Annotated in this window: 9 protein-coding genes; 7 read left to right on the plus strand and 2 right to left on the minus strand. The window is 64.0% G+C overall.

Features of this window, described 5'->3' with window-relative positions; translation table 11 throughout:
• Position 1: 1 nt before the first annotated feature.
• Both IC761_RS32090 and IC761_RS32095 read left to right on the plus strand, forming a co-directional pair.
• Positions 2–1,369, plus strand: coding sequence for an LLM class flavin-dependent oxidoreductase (locus IC761_RS32090; RefSeq protein ID WP_195800629.1), 1,368 nt, complete (start codon positions 2–4; stop codon positions 1,367–1,369).
• Between the two features lie 15 nt (positions 1,370–1,384).
• Complete coding sequence (locus IC761_RS32095) at positions 1,385–2,170, plus strand: fumarylacetoacetate hydrolase family protein (RefSeq protein WP_195800630.1); 786 nt, start codon at positions 1,385–1,387, stop codon at positions 2,168–2,170.
• Positions 2,171–2,177: 7 nt separating this feature from the next.
• On the opposite strand, the gene IC761_RS32100 is transcribed toward IC761_RS32095, so the two are convergent.
• Entirely contained in the window at positions 2,178–2,633 is a 456-nt protein-coding gene (locus tag IC761_RS32100; RefSeq protein WP_195800631.1) for an Lrp/AsnC family transcriptional regulator, read from the minus strand.
• 156 nt (positions 2,634–2,789) lie between these two features.
• Here IC761_RS32100 and IC761_RS32105 point away from each other — a divergent pair, with 156 nt between their 5' ends.
• Both IC761_RS32105 and iaaH read left to right on the plus strand, forming a co-directional pair.
• Positions 2,790–6,236 (plus strand): indolepyruvate ferredoxin oxidoreductase family protein, encoded by a 3,447-nt coding sequence (locus IC761_RS32105; RefSeq protein WP_195800632.1) that lies wholly within the window; start codon positions 2,790–2,792, stop codon positions 6,234–6,236.
• Between the two features lie 75 nt (positions 6,237–6,311).
• Positions 6,312–7,736 (plus strand): indoleacetamide hydrolase, encoded by a 1,425-nt coding sequence (gene iaaH / locus IC761_RS32110; RefSeq protein WP_195800633.1) that lies wholly within the window; start codon positions 6,312–6,314, stop codon positions 7,734–7,736.
• Here the strand turns inward: iaaH and IC761_RS32115 are convergent.
• Complete coding sequence (locus IC761_RS32115; protein ID WP_195800634.1) at positions 7,731–8,642, minus strand: LysR family transcriptional regulator; 912 nt, start codon at positions 8,640–8,642, stop codon at positions 7,731–7,733. The two genes, iaaH and IC761_RS32115, sit on opposite strands and share 6 nt — an antisense overlap.
• Before the next feature lie 140 nt (positions 8,643–8,782).
• On the opposite strand from IC761_RS32115, the gene IC761_RS32120 reads away from it, so the two are divergent.
• From IC761_RS32120 to IC761_RS32130, 3 genes are all read left to right on the plus strand, one after another.
• Positions 8,783–9,934 carry an HlyD family secretion protein gene (locus tag IC761_RS32120; RefSeq protein WP_195800635.1) on the plus strand — a complete coding sequence of 384 codons (1,152 nt, stop codon included), beginning with the start codon at positions 8,783–8,785 and terminating at the stop codon, positions 9,932–9,934.
• A 117-nt stretch (positions 9,935–10,051) separates the two neighbouring features.
• The gene (locus tag IC761_RS32125; protein ID WP_195800636.1) at positions 10,052–11,671 is read left to right on the plus strand and encodes an MDR family MFS transporter; all 1,620 of its coding nucleotides are present in this window, start codon (positions 10,052–10,054) and stop codon (positions 11,669–11,671) included.
• Positions 11,672–11,711: 40 nt separating this feature from the next.
• Positions 11,712–12,173 (plus strand): carboxymuconolactone decarboxylase family protein, encoded by a 462-nt coding sequence (locus tag IC761_RS32130; RefSeq protein WP_195800637.1) that lies wholly within the window; start codon positions 11,712–11,714, stop codon positions 12,171–12,173.
• The last annotated feature ends 37 nt before the right edge of the window (positions 12,174–12,210 follow it).

Consider the following 12,210-nt stretch of genomic DNA (forward strand, 5'->3'; position numbering starts at 1 on the left):
CATGACACGGCAGATGGTCCTGGTCGGCTTCCTTCAGGCGCAGAATTGCACGAACTTGCCGAGCTCGTGGCGGCATCCGGACTCGCGCAGCGATTCGATGTCGGCTGACTATTATCAGGAGATCGCGCGAATTCTGGAGGCCGGCAAATTCCACATGGCCTTCTTCGACGATCGTCTGGCGATGCCGGACCGCTACGGCAACGACCACGCCCACACCGTCGAATACGGCATCCGCTGCGTGAAGATGGATCCGCTGATCGTGCTGACCACGATGGGGATGGCCACCGACAAGCTCGGGCTGGGCGCGACCTGCTCGACCACCTATTACGAGCCCTTCGACGTCGCGCGCCGTTTTGCGACGCTCGACTTGATGTCCGGCGGGCGCGCCGGCTGGAATGTCGTGACCTCGCTCAACGACGGCGAGGCCCTGAACATGGGGCGGGATTCCCATCCCGAACATGATTCCCGCTACGACAAGGCCGACGAGTTCATGGAGGTCGTGCTCGGCCATTGGGATACGTGGGAGGACGGTGCGCTGATCATGGACAAGACAAGCGGCCGCTTTGCCGATCCAAGCAAGGTGAAGCGGCTCGATCACAAGGGACCGGCCTTCAAGTCCCGCGGACCGTTCACCGTGCCGCGCTCGGACCAGGGCCATCCCGTCATCATCCAGGCCGGCGCATCCGGCCGCGGCCAGCGCTTCGCCGGGCGCTGGGGCGAGGTGATCTTCACCGCCGCGCGCAATCTCGCCGCGGCCAAGGAAGGCTACGCGTCCGTGCGCAACGAGGCCGCGAAAGCCGGCCGCGATCCGGAGCAGATGTTCCTCTGCAATCTGACGACGCCGGTCTGTGCTGCGACCAAGGCGGAAGCCGAAGACAAGATGGCGCTGATCAACAAGCTGCCGCTCGAGATCGACGCGCTGTCGCTGCTCGCCGAGGCGCTCAACTACGACTTCGCCTCCAAGGATCTCGATGCGCCGCTGACGACGGACGAGCTGAAGAGCATGCAGGGCATTTTGGGCATCCGCGATGGCGTGCTGAAGACTTCGGGCAAAAGCAATCCGAGCGCGCGTGACTTCGTCACCTTCTCCGGCCGCGGCCAGGTCCACGACGCCATGGTCGGCGGGCCCAAGGAGATCGCAGACAAGTTAGAGGAGATGTTCGTCGAGCGCAGCTGCGACGGTTTTGTCATCGCCGCGACCTATGTGCCGGGATCCTACGGCGATTTCGTGCAGCACATCGTGCCGGAATTGCAGCGCCGTGGCCTGTTCCAGAAGGACTATCGCGGCAAGACGTTGCGGGAAAATCTCGGGCTGAAGCGGCCGGCGGCCGGCGCGTGGAAAGTGCAGCCGCGCGATGCCGCGGAATAACGACGAGGACATGACATGCGCTGGCTGAAATTCACCGCCTCCGGCAAGACCTCCTGGGGGATCATTGAGGGCGACCGGGTGATCGCAATCGACGGCGACCCCTTTGGCGAATGGCAGCGGACCTCACGCACGCATCCGCTTAGCGACGCCAAGATCGAGCTGCCGCTGATCCCGCGCACTTTCTACTGCGTCGGCTTGAACTATCTAAAACACCTGAAGGAGGCCGCCGACAAGCGCGGCGAGGTGCCGGCCGTGCCCGAACGGCCCGAGATCGGTTATCGCGCGCAGAACGCGCTGATCGCACATGACGAGGACGTCGTGATCCCGTCCTTCGCGACCGAGAAGATCCACTACGAGGGCGAGCTCGCCGTCGTCATCGGCAAGAAGGTGAAGCACCTCACCGAGGCGAACGCGATGGATTGCGTGTTCGGCTACACCATCGGCAACGATGTCAGCGAGCGCAGCTGGCAGAAGGCCGATCGCAGCCTGTGGCGCTCGAAGAATGCCGACACATTCAAGCCAATGGGCCCGTGGATCGAGACCGAGGCCGATCTCGCCAAGATGGAGACCATCGTCCGGGTCAACGGCAAGGAGACCAACCGCTTCCACACCAACGATATGATCTTTGGCGTGGTACCGTTCCTGGTCGAGCTGACCAAATATTTTACGCTGTGGCCGGGCGACGTGATCTGGATGGGCACGGATGGTGCCTCACCTGACATCAAGCATGGTGACATCGTGGAGATCGAGATCACCGGTATCGGCATGTTGCGGAACAGGTTTGTGCGGGAGGGGCAGTAGCACCTCCTCAAAACGGCAGCGCTACGCCTGTCTTGATCTCCTTCAGCACCACGTTGCTGCGGACATAGCGGATGCCGGGAATGCGGAACATGAATTCGTCGAGGAATTTGTTGTAGGCGACCATGTCCTGCACGACGACGCGCAAATGATAGTCGGCATCGCCTGTCGTCGCAAAGCACTCCAGCACCTCACGGCGCTTCGTGACCCGCGCAACGAACTCTTCGACAAACTTGGCGTCGTGCCGCTCCAGCGAGACGTGGAGGATTGCTGACATTGCAAAGCCAGCCTGCTCGCGCGACACCAGCGCCGCGTAGCCACAGATGATTCCGGTCTCCTCCAGCGCGCGCACCCGGCGCCAGCAGGCCGAGGTCGACATGCCGACCTCATCGGCAAGCTGCTGGTTGGTGGCGCGGCCATCCTTCTGGAGATGCGCGAGAATCCGTGTGTCCTGCTCTTCGATCATCAATCGCCCTCAAATCGGGCAACTTTACCAAATTTGATGCGTCTGTGCAAAATATCACCGCATCGGCGTCCTTGACGGGATAAATAGGTAAGACCTACCAGCGCCCCCGGCCTAACCTCCACACCTATTCGGCAGGAAGCCGCACGAGGTCCGCCTATGGACGCCATTCCGTCACTCGACGCCTATGAGCTCTCCGACCGCTACGAGCGCGAGGAGGGCCGCGTCTTCCTCACGGGCACGCAGGCGATCGTCCGCATCGCGCTCGACCAGGCCCGGCGCGACCGCGCACGCGGACTCAACACGGCCGGCTTCATCTCCGGCTATCGCGGCTCGCCGCTCGGCGGCGTCGATCTCGAACTGTGGCGCATCAAGGAGCGATTGAAGCGAGACCGCATCGAATTCCTGCCCGCTGTGAACGAGGACCTTGCGGCCACGGCCGTGCTCGGCTCGCAGCAGGTCGAGACGCAAGCGGACCGCGAGGTCGATGGCGTGTTCGGGCTCTGGTACGGCAAGGGTCCCGGCGTCGACCGCTCCGGCGACGCCCTCAAGCACGGCAACGCCTACGGCTCCTCGCCACATGGCGGCGTGCTGGTGGTCGCCGGCGACGACCATGGCTGCGTGTCGTCGTCGATGCCGCACCAGTCCGACGTCGCCTTCATGAGCTGGTTCGTGCCGACGCTGCATCCGGCCGATGTCGGTGAATATCTGGCGTTCGGCGAATATGGCTACGCGCTGAGCCGGTTCTCCGGCATGTGGGTCGGCTTCAAGGCGATCTCGGAGATCGTGGAGTCGGGCGCATCCGTTCCGCTGCGCCCACCGCGCCTCTTCCGCGCCCCCGACTTCACGCCACCGCCCAGCGGCCTGCACTATCGCTGGCCCGATCTGCCCGGCCCGCAGATCGAGGAGCGGCTGGAGGCGAAGAAGCACGCGGTCTACGCCTTCGCAAAGGCCAATCCGATCGACCGCCATATCTACGATATCCCAAACGCCACTTACGGCATCGTCACGACAGGCAAGGCGCATCTCGATCTGATGGAAGCGTTGCGGCTGATGGGGCTCGACGAGGCCGCCTGCCGCAGCATTGGCATCGACATCTACAAGGTCGGCATGGTCTGGCCGCTGGCGCTTCACGACGCGATGGACTTTGTGAAGGGCAAACGCGAGATCCTGGTGGTTGAGGAAAAGCGCGGCATCATCGAGAGCCAGTTCAAGGAATATTTTTACGACTATCCCGGTGCAAAGCCCGAGCGCATGGTCGGCAAGCACGACGAACGCGGGGCGCGGCTGATCTCCTGGATCGGCGAACTGTCGCCGCGTGCGCTGGCATCCGTGCTGGCGAAGCGGCTCGATCCGCTGTTTCCAGGGCTCAATCTCGCCGCACGCGCCGCCGCCCTTCTGCCAGAGGCCGAGCGCACCATCAACGTTACAGGCGCAACGCGCACGCCCTATTTCTGTTCGGGCTGCCCGCACAACACGTCGACGAAAGTGCCAGAGGGATCGAAAGCGCTGGCCGGCATCGGCTGCCATTTCATGGCGAGCTGGATGGACCGCGAGACCTCGTCGCTGATCCAGATGGGCGGCGAAGGCGTGAACTGGGCCGCCTCGTCGCGATTTACCGGCTACAAGCACGTCTTCCAGAACCTCGGCGAAGGTACTTACTATCATTCCGGCTCGATGGCCATCCGGCAGGCGATCGCCGCAAAAGCCAATATCACCTACAAGATCCTGTTCAACGACGCCGTCGCCATGACCGGCGGCCAGCCGGTTGACGGCCCCGTCAGCGTCCATGCCATTGCGCACAGCGTCCGCGCCGAAGGTGTCGCCCGCATCGCGCTGGTGTCGGACAATCCCGCGCAATTTGTGCCTGGAGACTTGCCCATCAGCGTCACCATCCATCCGCGCGAGGAGATGGACGCCGTGCAGCGTGAGCTGCGCGACGTCTCCGGCGTCTCGGTGCTGATCTATCAGCAGACCTGCGCGACAGAGAAGCGGCGTCGCCGCAAGCGCGGACAGATGGCCGATCCAAAACGCTTCGCCTATATCAACGATCTCGTCTGCGAAGGCTGCGGCGATTGCTCGGTCGAATCCAACTGCCTTAGCGTCGAGCCGAAGGAGACACCGTTCGGGCGCAAGCGCCAGATCAATCTCTCCGCCTGCAACAAGGATTTTTCCTGCCTCAACGGCTTCTGCCCGAGTTTTGTGACGGTCGAAGGCGCCACACGCCGAAGGAAGGCTGCGAGCGGAATCGATGCAGTCAGCCGTGCCGCTACGCTTCCTCTTCCCTCGCCGGCAATGCTTGATCGCCCCTACGATCTGCTGGTGACCGGCGTCGGCGGCACCGGCGTGATCACGGTCGGCGCGCTGATCGGCATGGCCGCGCATCTCGAACGCCGCGGCGTCTCGGTCCTCGACTTTACCGGCTTTGCGCAAAAGTTCGGGCCCGTGCTGAGCTATCTCCGTCTCGCCGCTTCGCCCGAGGCCTTGCACCAGGTACGCATCGACCAGGGCGCCGCCGATGCGCTGATCGGCTGCGACTTCGTCGTCAGCTCCTCGCCGAAGGCCTCCGGCACTTATCGCCGTGGCACCCGCGCGGCGATCAACACCGCGGAGATGCCGACCGGCGACGTCGTCCGCTTCCGCGATGCCGATCTCGCCTCGCGTGTACGCCTGCGCGCGATCCGGGAGGTCATCGGCAACGACAATCTCGACACCATCAATGCGAACGCGCTGGCCGAGCGCCTGCTTGGCGATGCCGTCTATGCCAACATCATCATGCTCGGCTTCGCCTGGCAGCGCGGACTGGTTCCGATTTCGCTGCCAGCGCTGCTGCGCGCGATCGAGCTCAACGGCGTCGCGGTCGAGCGCAACAAGCAGGCTTTTGCCTGGGGTCGGATCGCCGACGCCGATCCGGAGTTTTTGCTGAAAGCTGACGAGACGCCAATAGCGGAGACGCTTGACCAGTTGATCGCGCGTCGCGCCGATTTTCTCATCGCCTATCAGGACGAAGCCTATGCGGCGCGCTACCGGGCGGCCGTCGAAAGAGTTCGTGTCGCCGAAGCTGCCCTCGACAGCGAGGCGCTGACTGAGACGACTGCACGCGCTTTGTTCAAGCTGATGGCCTACAAGGACGAATATGAGGTGGCCCGCCTGCACATGAAGAGCGGCTTTCTCGACGAGCTGAAGCGCGAGTTCGAGGACGGCTTCAGCGTTCAATACCACCTCGCCCCGCCTTTCCTACCGACCGGGCACGACGCGCGCGGCCGCCCGCGCAAGCGCGCCTTCGGCCAGTGGATCCAGATCCCGCTCGCCCTGCTGGCGCGGCTGAAGCGATTGCGCGGGACGCGGTTCGATCCATTTGGCCACACCGCCGAGCGGCGTACGGAGCGGGAGCTGATCGGCTGGTATGAGGGCGTGATCGAACGGATGCTGGGCGAACTGGATGCAGCGCATCTGCCCGATCTCATCGCAATTGCCAAGGCGCCCATGGAGATCGGCGGCTACGGCCCGGTGAAGGACGCGGCGATTGCCAGGGTGAAGCCCGAAGTCGAGCGCCTGCTCGCCGCTGTCACGGCAACGCCGGCAAAGATGCGCGCTTACGGTTGACGCCGCGTCGGCTTGGCCTCAGCCTCCCGGATTGAAAGCGCTCGCTGATGGCGCGCAACAATCGGGTGATGCATCATGGATTTCGACCAGTTGACCCTGACCCAGGCGGCCGCGGATCTCTGCACCGGCACGGTGACCAGTATGGCACTCACCAAAGAAGCACTCGCCCGCGCCAAGGCCGACGCCGACCTCAATGCCTTCGTCACGCTGGACGAAACCGGCGCCTTGAGGGCCGCGGCGGCGTTCGATGCGGCCGGGGACAAGAGCAAACCGCTGGGCGGCGTTCCCGTCGTGATCAAGGACAATATCGAGGTGGCCGGGCTTCCCTGTAGTGCCGGCACCCCCGCGCTGAAGGATTACGTTCCGACGGCCGACGCGCCCGTGGTCGCCAAGCTGCGCGCGGCCGGTGCGGTCATCATCGGCAAGACCAGCATGCATGAGCTCGCCTTCGGCATTTCCGGCTACAATACCGCGTTCAAGACCGGCCCGGAGTTCGGCGTGCGCAACGCCTATGATCGCACCCTGATCGCCGGCGGCTCCTCGTCGGGAACGGGCGCCGCGCTCGGTGCGCGGATCGTGGCCGGCGGGCTCGGCACCGACACCGGCGGATCAGTCCGGGTCCCGGCGGCGCTGAACGGATGCGCCTCGCTGCGCCCGACCGTCGGCCGCTATCCGCAAGCCGGCATCGCGCCGATCTCGCACACCCGCGACACAGCGGGGCCGATGGCTGCGACCATGGCGGATGTCGAACTGCTCGATCGGGTCATTGCGGGTGGCGATACGGTTGCGCCGGCCGATCTGAAGCAGGTGCGGATCGGCATCGTCAAGACGATGTTCGCCAATCTCGACGCCGACACCGAGGCCGCGTTCAACGCGGCAATCGCGAAAGTAACGGCTCAGGGCGTCACGGTGGTCGAGATCGAGATGCCGGAGCTTGCCGAACTCAACAGCCAGGTCGGCTTTCCCGTTGCGCTGTACGAGGCCTTTGACGACATGGTGGCCTATCTCGCGCACACCGGCACCGGCATCACGATCGAGGCGCTGGCGCAGGACATCGCCAGTCCCGATGTGAAGGGTACCTATGACGGCCTGGTGATCCCGCGAAAGCTGCCCGGCCCGGACAATACGCTGGTCGACGCCAAGCCGATTTATGACGCTGCAATCAAGACTGCGCGGCCGGCGCTTCAGGCGCTCTACGGCAGGACATTTTCCGCCAACAAGCTCGATGCCATCGCGTTCCCGACCACACCTTGCGTCGCGATCGCTTCCAACGCGGACTCCAGCAGTCTCGAGAATTTCGGACTGTTCATCCAGAACACCGATCCCGGCAGCAATGCCGGCATTCCCGGCATCCAGATTCCGATCGCGCTCGGCGCGACCAGCAAGCTTCCAATTGGGCTCGAGCTCGACGGCCCGGCCGGAAGCGATCGCCGCCTGCTCGCGGTCGGCATGGCGCTCGACAGCGTGTTCGGACGGCTGCCGCCGCCGCGCCGGTCATGAATACGGATTGATCAGCTTCTGCTGCTCGGCGCTGTGATGCACGAGCATATCGATGAAGGTGCGCACCTTCGCCGACAAATGATGCCGGTGCGGATAGACGGCATTCATCGACATCTCGACCGGCCGATATTCCGGCAGGAGACGCACCAGCCGGCCGGCGTCGAGATCGTTCTGCACCAGAAAGCCGGCAAGAAGGCCGACGCCGGCGCCCTCCAGCACCATCCGTCGCAACGCCTCGCCGCTGTTGGTGACGAGGCTGCCCGAGATGCGCACCGATGCCGGCGCACCCTTGCGGTCGAAAAAGCGCCACTCGTCGCCGAAGGGATAGTTCAGGTGGCGGCCGCAATTGTGCTCGGAGAGCTCGGCGAGCTGCTGCACGCGACCGTGCTTCTCCAGATAATCATGCGAGCAGCACAGCACGTGGCGCCAGGTGGCGAGGCTGCGGACGATGAGGCTCGAATCCGGCGGCGGCGTCATGCGCAGCGCGACGTCATAGCCCTCCTCGATCAAATCGACATCGGCTTCGCCCATCCGCAAATCGATCTTCACCTCTGGATAGGTCGACAGCAGCTTTGAGACCACCGGCGTCACGAACGGGACCATATGCGTGGCGGTGTAGATGCGCAGCGTGCCGCGCGGCACCGACTGGAGGGCGCCGGCGATGTCGTCGGCCTGCTCGATGTCGGAGAGGATCTGGACGCAGCGGTCGTAATAGGCCTTGCCGATCTCGGTGACGCTGACCTTGCGGGTGGTGCGGTTGAGCAGCCTCGCGCCGAGCCGCTCCTCCAGCGCCTGGATGTGATTGCTCACCATGGTCGTGGACATGTTGAGCTTGCGGGCGGCGGCAGAGAAGCCGCCGGTGTCAACGACCCGGACGAAGGCGGTCAGGCTGGTCAGCCGATCCATGGGCGCCTCAGATTATGCAGCGTCGGTGGACAATCATTTTGCTTTTTGGCGGATTATCACAAGGGCCGGGACAACGCATCTTGCGGGTATCAACAGCGCGCCCCCTTCGGAACGGGACGTCTGGAAATCCGGAGGATGTCATGTCGAACGCATCTTATGCTACTGAAACAACTGATAAAATCAGCCTGAAGCCGTCCCGCCAGGCGGTCAAGCGGGCGGCGCTCGCCCTGGCGCTGGCCCTCGGCGTCGCCGCTGTCGGCGACTTTGGCTACAATTACCTGACCACCGGCCGCTACCTGGAATCGACCGATGACGCCTATGTGAAGGCGGATTCCACCATCATCGCACCGAAGGTCTCGGGCTACATCGCCCAGGTGCTGGTCGGCGATAACGAGAAGGTCAAGGCCGGCCAGCTGCTGGCCAAGATCGACGACCGCGACTTCAAGGCGGCGCTCGGCCAGGCTCGCGCCGACGTCGCCGCTGCCGAAGCCTCGGTGCGCAATCTCGATGCCCAGCTCGAGCTGCAACAGCCGGTGATCGAGCAGAGCACGGCCGATGTCTCGGCCGCAGATGCCAATCTGAAATTCGCGCAGGAAGAGCGCGCCCGCTACGACGATCTGATGAAGTCGGGCTCTGGGACGATCCAGCGCGCGCAGCAGACCGATGCAGCGCTCCGCGCCAGCAACGCGCAATTGCAGCACGCGAAATCGGGTCTGGTGGCCGCGCAGCGCAAGGTCGACGTGCTCACCACACAGCGCGCCCAAGCCACTGCCCAGCTCGATCGCGCCCGCGCGGTTGCTGACCAGGCCGAACTGAACCTGTCCTATACTGAAATCACCGCGCCGGTGGACGGTACGGTCGGCGCCCGCAGCTTGCGCGTCGGCCAATTCGTGCAGGCCGGCACGCAGTTGATGGCGGTGGTGCCGCTCGATGCGGTCTATGTGGTGGCCAATTTCAAGGAGACGCAGCTCACCAATGTCCGCGCCGGCCAGCCGGTTGAGCTGATCGTCGACAGCTTTCGCAATCGCACGCTGCACGGTCATGTCGACAGCCTTTCGCCGGCCAGCGGACTTGAATTCGCGCTGCTGCCTCCCGACAATGCGACAGGCAACTTCACCAAGATCGTGCAGCGCGTCCCGGTGAAGATCGTGCTGGACGACCGCGCCCTCACCGGCCTGTTGCGGCCGGGCATGTCGGCGGTGCCGACCGTCGACACCAAGGCGACCGTGGTGGCCGAGCGTGAGACCGCCAAGCGCGTTGCCGACAACGCGAGCCGGCCGAACGGCGGCTGACGCCCTCAGATCCCGGCAGGATTATCAAATCCAGCCGGATGATCCTTCCAGAACTTCGCCGATTATCGAAATTAACCGCCTAATGCATCCTGTCTCTGTAACCGAGACGAGGCTTCCATGAGCACGCTCCAACCGATCCTTTCCGCCACCGACGCCGCAAACCTCCCCGCTCCCACCGCGGCTCCTGCAACACCGACCGTTTCCACCAAGACGTGGATCGCCGTGATCGGCGCCACGCTCGGCGCCTTCATGGCGGTGTTGAACATCCAGATCGTCAACGCCTCGCTTGCCGACATCCAGGGCGCGATCGGCGCCGGCATCGACGACGGCGGCTGGATCTCGACCTCCTATCTGATCGCCGAGATCGTGGTGATCCCCCTATCCGGCTGGCTCGCGCAGGTGTTCTCGATCTGGATCTATCTGCTGACCAACGCAATCCTGTTCCTGCTGCTCTCGGCGGCCTGTGCACTGGCACAGGACCTGCCGCAGATGATCGTGCTCCGCGCCGTGCAAGGCTTCACCGGCGGTGTGCTGATCCCGATGGCGTTCACGCTCATCATCACGCTGCTGCCGCGCGGAAAACAGCCGGTCGGCCTTGCGCTGTTCGCGCTGTCGGCGACGTTTGCGCCGGCGATCGGCCCAACGATCGGCGGCTATCTCACCGAGAATTTCGGCTGGCAGTACATCTTCTACGTCAACCTCGCGCCCGGCGCGATCATGGTCGGCATGCTCTGGTACGCGCTGGACACCAAGCCGATGAAGCTGTCGTTGCTGCGCGACGGTGACTGGGCCGGCATCATCACCATGGCGATCGGCCTGTCTGCACTCCAGACCGTGTTGGAGGAAGGCAACAAGGACGACTGGTTCGGCTCGCCCTTCATCGTCAAGCTCACGGTGATTGCAGCAGTTGCGCTGACCGCGTTCTTCATCATTGAGCTCACGGTGAAGAAGCCGCTCTTGAACCTGCGTCTGCTGGCCCGCCGCAATTTCGGCTTCGGCATGCTCGCGAACTTCCTGCTCGGCGTCGCGCTGTACGGCTCGGTGTTCATCCTGCCGCAATATCTGTCCCGCATCCAGGGCTACAATTCCGAGCAGATCGGCATGGTGCTGGCCTGGACCGGTCTGCCGCAGCTCGTGCTGATCCCGCTGGTGCCGCGGCTGATGCAGAAGTTCGACGCGCGGATCATCATCGGCGTCGGCTTCATTCTGTTCGCCGCCTCCAACTTCATGAACATCGACATGACCAACGACTACGCGTCCGACCAGCTGCTGTGGCCCAACGTCGTGCGCGCCATCGGCCAGGCCCTTGTCATGGCGCCGCTGTCGGCGGTGGCGACGGCCGGCATCGAAGCGGAGAATGCGGGCTCGGCCTCCGGCCTGTTCAACATGATGCGCAATCTCGGCGGCGCTGTCGGCATCGCGCTGCTCCAGACCGTGTTGACCAAGCGCGAGCAGTATCACTCCAACGTGCTGATGCAGTCGGTCTCGGTGTTCGAGCAGGCCACCCGCACGCGGCTGGAGCAGCTCACCCAGTATTTCATCAATCACGGCGTGCTCGACCGTGCCGATGCCGCCCATCGCGCCTATGTCGCGATCGGCCATGTCGTGCAGAAGCAGGCCTACATCTTCGCCTTCAGCGACACCTTCTATCTGCTCGGCGTGGCGCTGATCGTCGCCTTCATCGCCTCCCTCTTCCTGAAGAAGCCCGGCCATGTCTCGGCCGGTGGCGCCCACTGACCCTCAACCCCAAACCTCAACTCAAGCAAGGAGAACGACCATGAAACCCCGCATGAATTTCTACCAGGCCGCCCCCGACACGATGAAGGCGCTGATGGCGCTCGAAGAGCAGATCCAGTCTACGGGGCTGGAGAAATCGCTGATCGAGCTCGTCAAGATCCGGGCCTCCCAGATCAACGGCTGCGCCTTCTGCATCAACATGCACACCGAAGACGCCCGCAAGCGCGGCGAGACCGAGCAACGCATCTATCTGCTGAATGCCTGGCGCGAATCCCCGCTCTACACCGAGCGCGAGCGCGCCGCGCTGGCCTGGACCGAGTCGGTGACGTTGATCGCGAACACGCACGCACCGGATGATGTCTACGAGCAAGTCCGCGCCCAGTTCTCCGACTCGGAAACCGTGAACCTGACCACGCTGATCGGCGCCATCAACGCCTGGAACAGGCTGGCGATCGCGTTCCGCGCGGTTCATCCGGCGAAGGTGAGGGCGTCGGTGGCGTAGGCTACAAGAACAGATCTCGTAGGGTGGGCAAAGCGCA

The organism is Bradyrhizobium commune (assembly GCF_015624505.1).
Classification (GTDB): domain Bacteria; phylum Pseudomonadota; class Alphaproteobacteria; order Rhizobiales; family Xanthobacteraceae; genus Bradyrhizobium; species Bradyrhizobium commune.